At 67.2% G+C, this 15,422-nt stretch carries 12 protein-coding genes; 5 read left to right on the top strand and 7 right to left on the bottom strand.

Translation table 11 applies throughout. The features are described 5' to 3' along the window. The 3 genes from ccsB to ACXJKM_RS03505 form a co-directional block, all read right to left on the bottom strand. Nucleotides 1-1,350, bottom strand: coding sequence for a c-type cytochrome biogenesis protein CcsB (gene ccsB, locus ACXJKM_RS03515; protein ID WP_457350271.1), 1,350 nt, complete (start codon nt 1,348-1,350; stop codon nt 1-3). After that, complete coding sequence (locus ACXJKM_RS03510; protein ID WP_457350269.1) at nt 1,347-3,434, bottom strand: cytochrome c biogenesis protein ResB; 2,088 nt, start codon at nt 3,432-3,434, stop codon at nt 1,347-1,349. Before ACXJKM_RS03510 ends, ccsB begins: the two co-directional genes overlap by 4 nt. 64 nt (nt 3,435-3,498) lie before the next feature. Continuing rightward, nucleotides 3,499-4,119, bottom strand: a complete 621-nt coding sequence (locus ACXJKM_RS03505) for a c-type cytochrome (protein ID WP_457350267.1) — start codon at nt 4,117-4,119, stop codon at nt 3,499-3,501. A gap of 70 nt (nt 4,120-4,189) precedes the next feature. Here ACXJKM_RS03505 and yihA point away from each other — a divergent pair, with 70 nt between their 5' ends. Further along, nucleotides 4,190-4,924 (top strand): ribosome biogenesis GTP-binding protein YihA/YsxC, encoded by a 735-nt coding sequence (yihA, locus tag ACXJKM_RS03500; RefSeq protein WP_056202819.1) that lies wholly within the window; start codon nt 4,190-4,192, stop codon nt 4,922-4,924. Between the two features lie 3 nt (nt 4,925-4,927). On the opposite strand, the gene ACXJKM_RS03495 is transcribed toward yihA, so the two are convergent. Further along, nucleotides 4,928-6,979, bottom strand: coding sequence for a DUF1631 family protein (locus ACXJKM_RS03495; RefSeq protein ID WP_457350265.1), 2,052 nt, complete (start codon nt 6,977-6,979; stop codon nt 4,928-4,930). A gap of 88 nt (nt 6,980-7,067) precedes the next feature. On the opposite strand from ACXJKM_RS03495, the gene ACXJKM_RS03490 reads away from it, so the two are divergent. Further along, on the top strand, nt 7,068-9,251 hold the full coding sequence (locus ACXJKM_RS03490) for a tetratricopeptide repeat protein (protein WP_056202824.1): 2,184 nt from the start codon (nt 7,068-7,070) through the stop codon (nt 9,249-9,251). Between the two features lie 29 nt (nt 9,252-9,280). Further along, nucleotides 9,281-10,108 (top strand): MipA/OmpV family protein, encoded by an 828-nt coding sequence (locus tag ACXJKM_RS03485; protein WP_457350263.1) that lies wholly within the window; start codon nt 9,281-9,283, stop codon nt 10,106-10,108. A gap of 114 nt (nt 10,109-10,222) precedes the next feature. Here the strand turns inward: ACXJKM_RS03485 and groL are convergent, their stop codons facing one another. From groL to ACXJKM_RS03470, 3 genes are all read right to left on the bottom strand, one after another. Continuing rightward, nucleotides 10,223-11,872: a chaperonin GroEL gene (gene groL / locus ACXJKM_RS03480; protein WP_056202828.1), complete on the bottom strand. Its 1,650-nt coding sequence runs from the start codon at nt 11,870-11,872 to the stop codon at nt 10,223-10,225. Between the two features lie 99 nt (nt 11,873-11,971). Continuing rightward, complete coding sequence (locus ACXJKM_RS03475) at nt 11,972-12,262, bottom strand: co-chaperone GroES (protein WP_056202831.1); 291 nt, start codon at nt 12,260-12,262, stop codon at nt 11,972-11,974. 311 nt (nt 12,263-12,573) lie between these two features. Beyond that, on the bottom strand, nt 12,574-13,245 hold the full coding sequence (locus ACXJKM_RS03470; RefSeq protein WP_056202834.1) for a PEP-CTERM sorting domain-containing protein: 672 nt from the start codon (nt 13,243-13,245) through the stop codon (nt 12,574-12,576). Between the two features lie 219 nt (nt 13,246-13,464). Here ACXJKM_RS03470 and ACXJKM_RS03465 point away from each other — a divergent pair, with 219 nt between their 5' ends. Beyond that, nucleotides 13,465-14,382, top strand: coding sequence for a LysR substrate-binding domain-containing protein (locus ACXJKM_RS03465; protein WP_056202837.1), 918 nt, complete (start codon nt 13,465-13,467; stop codon nt 14,380-14,382). A 108-nt stretch (nt 14,383-14,490) separates the two neighbouring features. Continuing rightward, the gene (locus ACXJKM_RS03460) at nt 14,491-15,378 is read left to right on the top strand and encodes an amino acid ABC transporter substrate-binding protein (protein WP_457350260.1); all 888 of its coding nucleotides are present in this window, start codon (nt 14,491-14,493) and stop codon (nt 15,376-15,378) included. The last annotated feature ends 44 nt before the right edge of the window (nt 15,379-15,422 follow it).

The raw sequence follows: 15,422 nt of genomic DNA, 5'->3' as shown, positions 1-15,422 counted from the left end.
CTACAGCGTACCGTAGCTGTGCAGGCCTGAGAGGAACATGTTGACGCCCAGGAAGGCGAAGGTCGTGACCAGCAGGCCCACCAGCGCCCACCAGGCCGAGGCCATGCCGCGCAGGCCCTTCATCAGGCGCATGTGCAGCCAGGCGGCGTAGTTGAGCCAGACGATCAGGGCCCAGGTTTCCTTGGGGTCCCAGCTCCAGTAGCCACCCCAGGCCTCCGCGGCCCAGAAGGCGCCGAGGATGGTGGCGATCGTGAAGAAGGCAAAGCCCAGCGCGATGGACTTGTACATGAGGTCGTCGAGCTGGGGCAGGTCGGGCAGGCGCGCCGTCAGGTGGCCGCGCAGCGCGACGGCAATGCCCAGGAAGGCGGCGACACCGGCGATCTTGTAGGCCCAGCCCTGCAGGCCGGCGACGGTGGCGGCCTCCAGCGTGGCACCGAAGCGCACCGCCAGGATCAGGCCGACGATGCCCAGCGGCATGGCAACGAGGCCGATGACGAGGGCGCGTGTCGTCGCCGTCTTCAGCAGAAAAGCCAGGGCCACCATGGCCGCCAGCGCGAAGCTGCCATAACCGACGAAGTTGGCGGGCACGTGGATCTTCATCCACCAGCTCTGCAGCGCCGGCACCAGGGGCTGGATCTCCTGGGCCTCGCGGGCCAGCGTGTACCAGAGCAGGAAGCTGACCGCGCCGCTGACGACCAGCATCACGTAGGCGCCCAACGAACGCGTCGCGAAGCGGGCCTCGTAGTAGAGGTAGAAGGTTGTCGTCAGCCAGCAGAACAGCACGAAGACTTCGTAGAGGTTGCTGACGGGGATGTGGCCGATGTCGGCGCCGATCTGGTGGCTCTCGTACCAGCGCACCAGCGTGCCGACCAGAGCCATGAAGACGCCGCCCCAGGCCAGCTTGGAGCCGACCACCTCGGCCACGCTGTTGCGGCCGGCGCCGGTGAAGAAGCCGCCCCAGTAGAAGAGCATGCTCATGTAGAACAGCAGGCTCATCCACAGGATGGCGCTCTGGCTGGACAGCATGTACTTCAGCCAGAACACCTTCTCGCCGGCGGCCAGGTCGGCGCCGAAGCCGTCGGTGTGCTGGGCATACAAGCCGATGGCGATGAGGGTGGCCGCACCGACGGCGACGCTCAGCCAACGCAGTGGTTTCCAGAACCAGCCCAGCGCAATCAGGGCCGGCATGGCGCACAGCAGGATGCCCTGCTCGTAGACGTCCATGCTGGCGTGATAGCGGCTGAAGGCATAGCCGCCGCCGAGCAGCACAAGGGCGGCGAACAGCCAGTCGAGGGCGTCACGGCGCTGCAGCGCGTGGCGGCGCGGCAGGTCGAAGGTGGTGGTGTTCATGAGGGCTCCTTCAGCACGGCGGCTTTGAGCTGGGCGAACATAACGGCGTTGTCGGGCGACTCACGGGTGCTGGACATGGCCATGCGCACCTGCGAGCCGCCCGGGTCGGCGCTGGGAGTGAGCCAGACCCACAGCCTACGCTCCTTGATGTAGAGCATGGAGAAAACGCCGACGATGAGCAGGAGGGCGCCCAAATAGACCAGCTTCTGCCCAGGCGCGCGGGCGACCTGGAAGACGCTGGCCTGGACCTGCTCGAAGTTCTCCAGCTGCAGCAGCGTGGGCGACGGGTAGTAGAGGCTGTCGGACAGGGACAGCACGGCCTGGGTCATGAAGCCCTGGGCGGCGGCATCGGTGCCGGCGGGCTTGAGGCCAGCGCGCTCGCGGGCGATCTGGTGCAGCTCGAACAGGCTGCCGTTCAGGATGCGCAGCAGCACCTCGGAGACGCGCTGGCGGTCGGCCTCGGGCACGTCACGCTCGATGAACTGCGACAGCGCCGGCAGGCCGCCCTTGACGTCGTCGCCGGGCTTGGCGGCGGCGCCGGAGAACAGCGTCAGCGCACGCTGGGCCGTCAGCTGCAGCTGCGGCGTCAGCTGGGGCTGGTTGGGCGGCGTGGCGGCGGCGGCATAGCGGCGCGCAGCGACGTCACGCTGGGCGGTATCGGCCAGGGCCTGGCGAAGGCGCAGCCAGCCGCTCAACTCGCCGTTCTCGTCGGCCGGCATGCGCAGATAGCGGAAGGTCTCGGCCGGGGTGTCGCGCACGCCGGCGAGGAAGAGCTTCTGCCCGTCCAGCTCGACCGGCAGCATGTAGTTGTTGTACTCGCGGGCCTGGCCGGCGGCGTCGCGCAGCTTGTAGCTGAAGCTCGGGCCGACGTTGTGCAGAACTTTGCTGCCGTCCGACTTGGCGCCGCTGCCGAGATGCTTGCCAAGCGCCGCGCCGAGGTCGACCTTGCGCACGTCGGCGCCGCTGGCATTGGCGCCGCTGCTACCGTCATTGGCGAGGTTCTCGACATTGATCACGCGCAGGCCGTCGAGCTCCAGCGTCTGCTCGCCAAAGGCCATCTTCGTGCCGACGCGGCCGGCAAGCTTCAAGGGCGTGCCGGTGCTGGCCAGCGGCATGGCCTTGAGCTCGAGCTTGCTGCCGCCGTCCTCGAAGCTGCTCTGGTAGATGGCCAGGCCCTTATGGATGACGGGTTCGTTGACCTTGACCGTGGCCTCGCGCCGTGTCGCGCCGTCATGGATGACGATGTCGCTGGCAAAGCTCTTGGGCATGCCCGTCGGGTAGTAGTCGACCTTGAATGCCTTCAGCTCGATATCGAAGGGCAGGTCCTGCAGCACGACGCCGCTGGGCAGGCTCAGCACGGCGATGCCCTGGCGCTGCTTCTCGGTGACCGACACATTGCCGCGAAAGCTCGGATTGCCGGTGGAGAGCCGGTGTTCGGGCCGGATGTCCGACACGAAGCCTGAGCCGGTGTAGAGCTGCTTGCCCTGGGCCCACATGGCCAGCTTGACCATGGCGTTGCCGTCCAGCACGCCGCCAATGAGGATCAGCACGATGGCGGAGTGGGCGCAGAGGTAGCCGATCTTGTTGGCCGCGCCGCGGCGGGCCGCGATCATGATGCCGTTGTCGCGCCGCTGCACGCGGGCCTTCCAGCCGTGGGCCGCCAGCGTATTGCCGATCTCGGCGAGGGCCATCGAGGGGTTGCTGGGCAGCTCTCCGATGGCCTTGTGGTGGTGGGCCTGCAGGGACTGCTCGCGCACGCCCTCCTTGTAGCTCTTCAGGTCGACCAGGATCTTGGGCGCGTTGCGGGCGATGCACAGGCTGGTCGAGAGCACCAGGAAGGTCAGGATGACCAGAAACCAGGGCGCGCTGTAGACCGTGTAAAGCCCCAATTTGCCGAATACCTCAGCCCAGAAGGGGCCGAACTGGTTGACGTAGTTGCCCATGGGCTCGCTCTGGCGCAGCACGGTGCCGATGACCGAGGCGATGCAGATCACGCTGAGCAGCGTGATGGCGAAGCGCATGGACGCGAGCACGTCCAGCAGTTCGCGGGCGGGTGAGGAGCGAGGGACAGGGACGGCGGACATCAGCGATCAACAAAAAAGGCCGGTGGGGTTCACCGGCCTTTGTTCCTCAAGGCAAGCGCCGCGTTCAGCGCAGGCCAGCGATGTAGTCGGACACGGCCTTGATTTCCTTGTCATTCATCTTGGCGGCGACGGTGACCATGACGGGATTGTTGGCGCGTGCACCGCTGCGGAAGGCCACCATCTGCGCTTCGACATAGTCGCCATGCTGGCCGCCCAGGCGCGGGTACTGGACCGGCAGGCCGGAGCCGTTGGCACCGTGGCAGCCGGCACAGGCCGGCACATTGCGCTCGGCAATGCCGCCGCGGTAGATCTTCTCGCCCAGGGCGACCGTGTCCTTGTTCTTGGCGAAACCTGGCTTGGCGGTCTTGGCGGCGTAGAAGGCGGCCACGTTGCGGATGTCGTCCTCCGACAGCGGGGCGGCCATGCCTTGCATGACGGGGTTCTTGCGCTTGCCGCTCTTGAACTCGGCCAGCTGCTTGGCCAGGTATTCGGCGTGCTGACCCTGCAGGATGGGATTGGCCGGGCTGCCACGCGAGCCGTCCGCCGTGTGGCAGGCTGCGCAGACCTGGGAAGAAATGGCACCGCCCTTGGCCGAATCGGGCTTGGCAGCAACAGCAGCGGGCTCGTTCGCGTGAGCCGTGGCGGCCAGCAGCAGACTCGACAGGAGGAGGGCGACAGTCTTCATGGATTTATACGGTCTCAAAGGGCGTAACCCGAGAATTTTACAATGCTGAACCACAGCGTCCGAGCTAGACATGACCGACAAGATTCCTGAGGCCCTGCCGGCCGAGCCCCTCACCGAGAAGCTCGCCCTGGCCTGGACGCATACCACGCGCTTCCTGACCACCGCCAGCCAGCTGGTGCATCTGCCCGCCACCGAACTGCCCGAGATCGCCTTCGTCGGCCGCTCCAACGCCGGCAAGTCCACCGCCATCAACACGCTGGCCCAGCAAAAACGCCTGGCCTTTGCTTCCAAGACGCCGGGCCGCACCCAGCACATCAACCTCTTCGAACTCGGCCCCAAGGACGCGGCCGACGCCCTGTTCGCCGACTTGCCGGGCTATGGCTACGCGGCCGTGAACAAATCGGCCAAACTGCGCTGGCAAAAGGTCATGGCCGACTACCTGGAAGTGCGCCGCAGCCTGTCGGGCGTCGTGCTGATGGTCGATTCCCGCCTGGGCCTGACCGATTTGGACAAGCAGTTGCTGGAGTTCGTCGCCGCGCGTGTGGCCACCGGTGAGATCAAGTTGCTGGTGCTGCTCACCAAGTCCGACAAGCTCAATCGCAAGGAAGCAGACGCGGCCTTGCGCGCGACGACGGAGTTCCTCGCTGCGATGACCACCGAGAACTCCGACGTGGCGGTGACGCTGTTCTCGGCGCTGAAGAAGAGCGGCGTCGGCGACGTGGCGCTGGCGCTGCGCGAATGGGTGCTGGCGCATCGGCTGCCCGACGACATGCCGGCGGTCGAGCCGATTCACTCGGCGGGCTGAAGCTCAGCCGCCGTCCAGGTCGCTCATCAGCGTGTCCACGGCGCGTTGGACGACGTTATCGTCTTCCAGTGCCGTGATGAGGCCGTTGGACAGCAGCGCCTCCAGCGCGCGGCGGGTCAGCGGCAGGCGTTCGTCGGAGTCGCGGCCGACGAACAGCAGGAACTGCCGGCCCTCGCTGATCCAGGCGATCTGGGTGGTATGCCAGTCGCCCTGGATGAAGAGATGGAACCAGCGGCCGATCTGCAGGCCATCGATCCAGCGTTGCAGCGCCGCGCGCGCATCCGGCGAATCGTGCTGGTTGTAGAGCTGCACCGGCACAGTCGGCAGTTCGCCGCGGTCGACGTCGACGCTCAGCCAGTGCGAAGGCACCTGGGAATCGCGCTCCTCCATCAGGCGCTGGACGATCTCGTCGGCCGAGGCGGGCGCGGCACTGCTCGCCGTGGGCGAGGCGGGCGGCGGGGCGGCGGGGCGGCGCTCGGCGGGGTCCAGCGCCGGCAGGCCGCGCAGCAGGCGGGCATGCTGGGCCATCAGTTCGGACAGGGCCGGCTCGCGCTTGGCTTCGGAGAGCTGGATGCTTTCGCAGCCGGTCAGCAGGCGCTCGATGAGGACGGGCAGGCGCATGCGCAGGGCCTCGCGGTCGGCGAGGTCGCGCGGCGTGATGAGGCTGTCGAGCACGGCGTCGACCATCTCCATCGCCGCGTGGGCTTCGTGCGAGTCGCGGCCGTGGCGCACCATGGCCGCGACGATGACGTCCACCCAGGCCGTCTGCAGGAAGCGGTGCATGCGCGGGCCCAAAGGGGCGCCGGTGATCTGGTGGTCGATCTGATCGCGGATCAGCTCGCGCCAGTCGCTGCGCAGCTGTTCCCGCTCCAGGGCCGCCAGCGCGACGGCATTGCGTTCGCTGCTCTGGCGGGCCTGCTGGTCGATGTGGGCGTCGACGCGAGCCAGCACCTGCTGGAAGAGCAGGGCGTTGGGCGTGGGCGCGTCGACGAGAAGCTGGGCCTCGGCTTCCATGAAGCGCAGGAAATCCACAAGGCGGGCGTCATCGGCGCGCTCGAAGGCCATGCCGTGGGCGGCGACGCGGTTCAGCAATGCCCAGGTGGGATGGTCCTGGCGGCGCAGCAGCATGCTGTCGCTGCGTGCCAGGCGCACGACGGCGATCTGCAGTCGCGCCAGCAGCGCCTTCAGCGGCGGCAGCAGGCGCGGGTCGGCCAGGATCTGGTCATAGAGCCGGCTCAGCATGTCCGGCCCCGTCGAGCGCACGAAGGGCGCCGGGGCCAGCGGACCGCGCTGGGTGACGGGGCTGTGGGGCGCCAGGCCCTGCGGCCGGGAGTTGACCGCGTCGACGCGGCGCGACAGGCCGTCCAGCGTGCCATGAGCGGCTGGCCGCGTACTGACGCCGCGGGCCGCGGCCAGGCGCTGGTGGGCCAGCGGGTCGGTCTGGGCATGGCCGTGGGAGGCCACCATGTCGCTGATGTCGGCGGCGCGCAGCGTGGCGCAGGCCTGGGTGTAGAGGCGGTTCAGGGCGCGGGCCAGCGGTGTCGCGGCCACACGCATCAGCTCGTACTGGGTCTGGGCGCCGAGCGGGCTGGACGCCAGCGCATGGTGAAGTGCGTGAGCGTAGAGGGCCGGGCGCAGCGGGTTGTCGCGCTCGCGGGCCCGTGCGATGCCGCGCAGCGCCGCGAAGAAGTTGCCGATCTGGTGCAGCTCGGCCCGGCTCATGTCCTCGGCCGCATGGGCGACATGGGCGATGGCCACGTCCTGCAGCGCCTGGTGTTCGTCGACGAGGCTGAGGCTTTCCAGGCCGCCGAGCTGGGCGGGCGAGCGGTGCAGGGGATCGTCGCCGCGACGGCCGGCCTGCAGCAGGTCGATGAGCTTGCCCTCGAAGTCGGCCGCGAAATGCGCGCGCACCTTGCGCCAGGCCTCGCGCAGTGGATAGTGCTGGGGCTGCGCTTCGAGCTCATCCTGCACGCTGTTGAGCAGGTCGCGGGCCATCGGGCCGGCTTCGGTCAGCGCGTGGTCAAGCAGGTCGTGAGGGTTCGGGCTGAAGGGCATGGACGCTATCGAGGGGCGTGATGAGATTATCCGGCGCCAGGCTGGTGCACCCCGATGTGTTGCCCCCTCTTACCGACCCCTCAACCACATGGCAAACGCCGCACTTCAGAACCTTTTCACGCTTTTCCAGGCTGGGCGCCATGCCGAGATGGCCGCGCAGGCCAGCGCATTGCTCGCCGAGCATCCCCAGGACGGCACGTTGTGGAAGGCCCTGTCCGTGGCCCTGCAGATGCTGGGCGAGGACGCGCTACCGGCCTTGGAGCGCGCCCTGGCCCTGTTGCCGGATGATGCCGAACTGACGGCCAATCTCGGCGCCCTGCTGGCCTCGCGGCAGCGTTGGCCCGAGGCGCGGGCCGCCTATGAGCGAGCGCTGGCGCTGCAGCCGCGCCTGCCGGGCGCCCACAACAACCTCGGCAACGCGCTGCTGGCGCTGGGCGAGCCGGCCCAGGCCCTCGCCGCCATTGAGGCCGCCCTCGCGCTGCAACCCGGCTTGGTCGCTGCCCTGGGCAACCGCGGGCGGGCGCTGCTGGCACTGGGGCGCCACGCGGATGCGGCGCAGGCCTTCGAGCAGGCGATCGCAGCACGCCCGGCGGATGCGGGTCTGCGCGGGCATGCCGCAACGGCCTGGGCCGCAGCCGGGCGCCCTCGTGAAGCGGTGGCCAGGCTGCGCGAGGCCGTGGCCCTAGCGCCGGCGGATGTCGCCCACCGCTTCGCGCTGGGCAACCTGCTGCAGGAGGTCGGCGACGCGGCGGGCGCTGTTGACGCCTGGGAGGCGGTTCTGTCGCTGGATGCCGGCCATGCCGAAGCCGCCTGCAATCTGAGCCTGCTGCGGCCGCAGCGCGGCGAGGCGGTGTTGACGGCGGCTCTGGCCACGGGCCTGGCCGGCGAGCGCCGGGCGGCGGCGCTGGCCAACCTGGGCGGGCTGCGGCTGCGCGAGGGACGGCATGCACAGGCTGTGGCCGCCTACCGTCAAGCGCTGGACGACGCGCCGACGTCGCCCCAGGCTTTGAGCAACCTCGCCCAGGCTTTGAAGCAGCAGGGCCGCCTGGACGAGGCCGATGTGGTGCTGAGCCGCCTCATTGCCCTCGATCCGACGCTGCTGACCGCACGCAGCGACCGTTTGCTGCTGCGTGCATATCGCCAGCAGGGTGCCGAGCTGCGGAGCGAGGCGCAGGCCTTCGGTCAGGCTGTGGCGGCGCCTGCCGTTTCGCGGCCCGCGCGCGCGGCTGGGCCTTTGCGCGTCGGCTTGGTGTCGGCCGACCTGCGCGGCCATCCGGTCGGGCGGCTGGCCGAGGCCTGGCTGCCGGCGCTGGCGCGGCGTTGCGAGCTTTTCGTCTACGCCAACCATGGTGGCGACGATGAACTGACCCTGCGGTTGCGGGCCGCCGCGCCGCGTTGGCTGCACGTGGCCGGCTGGGATGACGCGACGCTGGCGCAACGCATCGCGGCCGATGGCATCGATGTGCTGATCGACCTGAACGGCCACACGGGCGGTCATCGCCTGGGCGTGTTCGCGCGCCGGCCGGCGCCGCGACAGTTGAGCTGGCTGGGCTATGCAGGCAGCACCGGGCTGGCCGAGATGGATGGCTTCATCGGCGACCGTTGGTTGTTGCCTGAGGGCGCCGAAGCCGGTTTTGTGGAGCCTTTGCTGCGGCTGCCCGACAGCTTCACGGTCTATGCGCCGCCCGCCGAGGCGCCTGCCGTGGCCATGCGGGAAGGACCGATGTGCTTCGGCTGTTTCAATGCCCTGCACAAGCTCGGCGACGAAGTGCTGGCGCTGTGGGCGCGCGTGCTGGAGGCGGTGCCCGACAGCCGGCTGCTGCTGAAGGCGCCCGGTCTGCAGCACGAGGCGGAGCGCACGGCCCTGTTCGGCCGCTGGCCGGGTGATACGGCCCGGCTGGACCTGCAGGGGCCGGGGCCGCTGGCCGACTATCTCTGCGACTTCGGGCGCATCGATATTGCCCTCGACCCCTTCCCGCACAGCGGCGGCATGACGACGCTGGACGGGCTCTGGATGGGCGTGCCGGTGCTGACGCTGCCGGGGCCGGCGCCGATCTCGCGTCAGGGCCTGAGCTTCATGCAGACGCTGGGGCTGGCGCAAGACTGGGTGGCGTCGGACGCGGAGGACTATGTGCGCCTGGCGGTACGCTGGGCCGCAGATCGCGCGGGCCTGGCGGCGCTGCGCGCCGGGCTGCGTGAACGCATGGCAGTCAGCCCCCTGGGTGACGCCGAGCGCTTCGCAGCGGGCTGGGTGGCGCAGGTGCAGGCATGATGCGCGCCGTCGCCATCCACCTCTCGCCCATGAAATGCCTCCTCGGTTTCAGCCTGGCCTGTGCGGCCACTCTCGTGCATGCCGATGACGCCGCGACCAAGCCCTCTGAGCTGCCGCTGTGGGAGCTGGGTGTGGCCGCCGGCGCGCTGTCGCAGCAGGCCTATCCGGGAGCAGACCAGCAGGTCACGCGCACGCCGGTGCTGCCCTACGTCATCTACCGCGGCAAGGTGCTGCGGGCCGATGACGCGGGCGCGGGGTTGCGGGCGGTGCGCACCGAGAGCTTCGAGCTGGATGTGTCCTTCGCGGGCTCGCTGAGTGCTGGCGGTAAGGAGCTGCGGGCGCGCGAGGGCATGCCGCGGCTGCGTTCGCTGGTGGAGTTCGGGCCCGTCGGTCGCTGGTATCTGAACGGCCGCAAAGCCGCTGACAGCCTGACTTTCGAGCTGCCGCTGCGCGGCGTGTTCGAGGCGAGCGACCTGCGCCGGCATCGCGGCATGAGCCTGGAGCCGGAGCTGGCTCTGGAGCACCGCGCCAGGGCGGGCTGGAGTTATGGCGTCAGTGCGGGAGTGCTGTTCGGCGACCGTCGCCTCGGGGCGACCTATTACACCGTCGCGCCGAACGAGGCGCTGGCGGATCGGCCGGCCTATGCGGCTCGCGCCGGCTTGATTGCCTGGCGGCTCAAGGGCGGGGTGTCGCACCAGCTGACGCCGGATGTGCGTCTGTTTGCCATCGGACGTGTCGACAGCGTGGCTGGGGCCGCCAATCGCGACAGTCCGCTTGTACGCCAGACCACGGGCGCCAGCGTCGGCATCGGGCTGACCTACACATTCGCCCGCTCGACCGCCCGAGCGAGCGACTGAGAACCTCAGGCACAAAAGAAAAGGGGCTGCTCGCGCAGCCCCTTCCTGAATGCTTGATCAGTTGGGGACAGAGCTGTCGGGCGAGTACGCCCGCCAGGTCTGTCCCGCAATGTCTTACATATCCATACCGCCCATGCCACCCATGCCGCCCATGCCACCAGGCATGCCGCCACCGGCTGCTTCGTCCTTGGGGGACTCGGCGACCATGGCTTCGGTCGTCAGCATCAGCGACGCGACGGATGCGGCGTTCTGCAGGGCAGTGCGCGTCACCTTGGTCGGGTCCAGGATGCCCATTTCGATCATGTCGCCATAGGTGTCGTTGGCGGCGTTGAAGCCGTAGTTGCCCGAACCGGCCAGCACGGCGTTGACGACGACGGAGGCTTCGCCACCGGCGTTGTAGACGATCTCGCGCAGCGGTGCTTCGATGGCGCGCAGGACCAGCTTGATGCCGGCGTCTTGATCAGCGTTGTCGCCCTTGATGGCGCCAGCGGCTTGCTTGGCGCGCAGCAGCGCGACGCCGCCACCAGCCACGATGCCTTCTTCAACGGCTGCGCGCGTGGCGTGCAGCGCGTCTTCGACACGGGCCTTCTTTTCCTTCATCTCGACTTCGGTGGCAGCACCGACCTTGATGACGGCAACACCGCCGGCCAGCTTGGCCACGCGCTCTTGCAGCTTCTCGCGGTCGTAGTCGCTGGTGGCTTCCTCGATCTGGATGCGCACTTGCTTGACGCGGGCTTCGATGTCAGCGGCAGCGCCGGCGCCGTCGATGATGGTGGTGTTTTCCTTGCCCACTTCAACGCGCTTGGCCTGGCCCAGGTCGGCCAGCGTGACCTTCTCGAGCGTCAGGCCGACTTCTTCGGCGATGACCTTGCCGCCGGTCAGGATGGCGATGTCTTCCAGCATGGCCTTGCGGCGGTCACCGAAGCCAGGCGCCTTGACGGCGACGACCTTCAGGATGCCGCGGATGGTGTTGACCACCAGCGTGGCCAGGGCTTCGCCGTCCACGTCTTCCGAGATGATCAGCAGCGGGCGGCCCGACTTGGCGACTTGCTCCAGCGTCGGCAGCAGATCGCGGATGTTGCTGATCTTCTTGTCGTACAGCAGCACGAACGGGTTGTCCAACAGCGCGGCTTGCTTTTCCGGGTTGTTGATGAAGTAGGGCGACAGGTAGCCGCGGTCGAACTGCATGCCTTCGACGACGTCGAGTTCGCTGTCCAGGCTCTTGCCGTCTTCAACGGTGATGACGCCTTCCTTGCCAACCTTGTCCATCGCTTCGGCAATGATGCGGCCCACTTCATGGTCGCTGTTGGCGGAGATCGTGCCGACTTGCGCGATTTCCTTGGAGGTGGTGGTGGCCTTGGAGGCCTTCTTCAGCTCGGCGACCAGGGCGGTGACCGCCTTGTCGATGCCGCGCTTCAGGTCCATCGGGTTCATGCCGGCGGCCACGTACTTCATGCCTTCGCGAACGATGGCTTGAGCCAGGACAGTCGCGGTGGTGGTGCCGTCACCGGCGTTGTCAGACGTCTTGGAAGCGACTTCCTTGACCATCTGCGCGCCCATGTTCTGCAGCTTGTCCTTCAGCTCGATTTCCTTGGCCACGGACACGCCGTCCTTGGTCACGGTCGGGGCGCCGAACGAGCGCTCGAGCACGACATTGCGGCCCTTGGGGCCTAGGGTCACCTTGACCGCGTTGGCCAGGATGTTCACGCCTTCAACCATGCGGGCACGAGCCTCGCCGCCAAAGATCACGTCTTTTGCTGCCATTTGATTCTCCGAATACTTAAATTGGGGTCAGAGTCGATTTATTTCGACTCACGATCAGCGAGGACACGCGTCACGGGGTGACGGGCTGTCCCCGTGTCATCACTTTTGAACCACGGCGAAGAGGTCTTCCTCGCGCATGACCAGCAGCTCGTCACCGTCGACCTTGACGGTCTGGCCGGAATACTTGCCAAACAGCACGCGGTCGCCGACGACGACGTTCAGGGCCACGAACTCACCCTTGTCATTGCGCTTGCCCGGGCCGACGGCCAGGACTTCACCTTGATCAGGCTTCTCAGCGGCGTTGTCGGGGATGACGATGCCCGAGGCGGTCTTGGTTTCTTGCTCCAGACGGCGAACGATCACGCGATCGTGCAGGGGGCGCAGCTTCATGGAATCTCCTTGAGAGTTGGAACCGGAGCGGCCGCGGCAATCGCGGCTCGCCGAAAAAAACGGGGCCGCCAGCGGAAAACCGGTCGGCCCGACTCGTTAGCACTCGAATGAGTTGAGTGCTAGCAGAAAGCCATTATAGGGACGGCGGATGACGATTCAAGCCTTGCGGAACTGGGGCTTGCCATATACCGGCGAAGCGCGCCTTTGCGCCACCCGGGCAGCCGTTTGCCGCAGTCATCGACCGCGCATGGGTGGGCCCCAATGAAAAACGACCGCCGTAGCGGTCGTTCTTGAGGCGTGAGGCGCTTGCTTTAGCGAGCGACGCGACGGCGTGTCCAACCCAGGCCCGCAAGGGCGCCCAGGGTCAGAGCGATGCTGGCGGGCTCGGGCAGGCGGCCAGGAGGCTGCGTGTCGACGGTCTTGAAGCTGAGGTCATCGAGCAGAACAGCCTGGTCGTTCGCCGAGAACACCACTGTGCGGCCCACGCCCTGGAACGTCAGTGTGATTTGGTTGGACCAGTTGCAGAACACGTAGCTGTTGCATTCAGCGCCGGTGAGACCGTTCAGGCCGCCGCCGAGTTCCTTGCCACTGGCGTCGTAGACGTGAACCGAGAGATTGATGCCCAGGGTGCTGCCCGAGTAGACGAAAGACAGGGCGTCGACGAAGCCGTCCGCGAGGTCCAGCGTCAGGCTCTGGATACCTGCCACCGCAGGCTTGGTCCAGTCCTGAGCGAGAAAGAGCGCGCCGCAGCTGCCGGTGCGGGAAAAGCTGATGGCGCCGGCATCACCATTCGGGCCATAACTGCAGGCTTCAGACGTGGACGCCCAGGCGGCGCCACTTCCCACGACACCCTTGGATGCGTAGCGGGAGGTCAGTTGCTCCATGGTCTGCACGTCCTCGAAGTCCAAGAAGACCGCACCGGCCATTGCCGATTGCATGGTGGCCGTCAAGGCGAGTGCCAGAAGTTTGCTCGTCGCGCGCATGGCGTTCTCCGTCCGGGTTTGTTCGAGTTGGGTTGTTGGGCGGACTGTAAACAAGCACCTGCGCGCCGGGCCGCGTTGTGCCCCTTCAGTTGAGGGGGAGTCCAGCACCTAGGGGCCGCGCTTAGGGGGGTGAAGAGGTACTGCGCGCGCATATATGAGTTGCCGAGATGACTCGCTAGATCGCGCGGCTGGCAGAAGGCCTTGGCTACACTGCCTCGGGTGGAAACCAAATGGCTTGAAGACTTCGTCAGCCTGGCCGAGACGCGCAGCTTTTCCCGCTCCGCCCAGCTGCGCCACGTGACCCAGCCGGCATTCTCGCGCCGCATTCAGGCCTTGGAGGCCTGGGCCGGCGTCGACCTGGTGGATCGATCCTCCTATCCGACCCGGCTGACGGCCGCTGGCGCAACCTTGCTGGCCCAGGCCGTCGAGCTGCTGGGCAATCTGCAGGCGACGCGCAATATGCTGCGCAGCCATCAGGCGGCCGACCAGGACATGATCGAGTTCGCCGTGCCGCACTCGCTGGCCTTCTCCTTCTTCCCGCATTGGCTGATGGGGTTGAGACGCGGCTTCGGCGCCATCAAGTGCCGGCTCAACGCGGCCAATGTGCATGACGCGATGCTGCAGCTCAGCGAAGGCAATTGCGATCTGCTGCTGGTCTATCACCACGCCAGCCAGCCGCTGCAGCTGGACCCGGAGCGCTACCAGATGGTGTCGCTGGGCCACGAGACCTTGTCGCCGTATGCCAGGGCCGACAGTCAGGGCGAGCCGATGTTCCGGCTGCCCGGACGGCCGGGCCAGAAGATTCCCTTCCTGAGCTACGCGGCCGGCGCCTATCTCGGCCGCCTGGTCGAGCTTATCGTCAAGGAGGCGGACTGCGCGCTGAACCTGGACGCCATCTACGAGACCGACATGGCCGAAGGCCTGAAAGCGATGGCGCTGGAAGGTCACGGATTCGCCTTCCTGCCCGCCAGCTCGGTGCAAAAGGAGATCGCCAGTGGCCGCCTCGTGCCCGCCGCTGCGCCGGGCACCTTCAGCGTCAGCATGGAGCTGCGCATCTATCGCGAAAAGCCCGAGCTTTCGCGCCGGCTCAAACCAGCCTCCTTGGCTTTGTGGGACTATTTATCGTCCGCGGCATGACCTCATCCAGCTTGCGCATGCATCGTGTAAACCCGTATTCGGGCTGAGCGTGCGGCGTGGTCTGCTCGCGGCTGTTATCGATATCCACTTCCTGTTGTTGGAGTCTCCATGAAGAAAGTTCTGCTCGTCGCAGCCCTGTTCGCCGGCGTTTCGGCCGTGCATGCCGAAGACACGCTGAAGAAGATCAAGGACAGCGGCGCGATCACGATGGGTGTGCGCGAGTCGTCGGGCCTGTCCTACACCATCGGTGATGGCAAATACGTCGGCTACCACATCGATGTCTGCGAGCACGTCGTTGCCGACCTGCGCAAGCAGCTGGGCAGCAAGATCGAAGTCAAGTACCAACCGGTCACATCGGCCAACCGCATCCCGCTGACCGTCAACGGCACCGTCGACCTGGAGTGCGGCTCCACGACAAACAACGCCACCCGTCAGAAGGACGTCGCCTTCGCCGTGACAACCTATGTCGAGGAAGTGCGCATCGCCGTGAAGGCCAACTCCGGCATCACCGGCATCGGCCAGCTCAACGGCAAGACCGTCGCAACGACGACCGGCACCACGTCCGTGCAGACGCTGCGCAAGCACGAGCGCGCCAACGGCGTGGACTTCAAGGAAGTATTCGGCAAGGACCACGCCGACAGCTTCCTGCTGCTGGACTCCGGCCGCGCCGACGCTTTCGTCATGGACGGCTCCATCCTGGCCAAGAACATCGCCACGTCCAAGAACCCGGCCGACTTCAAGATCGTCGGCGAGGTGCTGTCCGTCGAACCCATCGCCATCATGATGCGCAAGGACGACCCGGGCTTCAAGACCGCGGTCGACAACAGCATCAAGGCCATGATGAAGTCCGGCGAGATGGCCAAGATCTACGACAAGTGGTTCCTGCAGCCCATCCCGCCGACCAACACGAAGATTGGCCTGCCGGTGTCCACTGCGACCAAGGACGCCTGGGCCAACCCCAACGACAAGCCGATGGAAGACTACGCGAAGAAGTGATTCGCGCATCGACCTGAACCACCGCAAAGCGGGTGCCTGGCACC

The sequence above is a fragment of the Roseateles sp. P5_D6 genome, assembly GCF_054049415.1.
The sequence above is the reverse complement of the archived record's forward strand: the minus strand, read 5'-3'. Positions and strand labels throughout refer to the sequence as shown.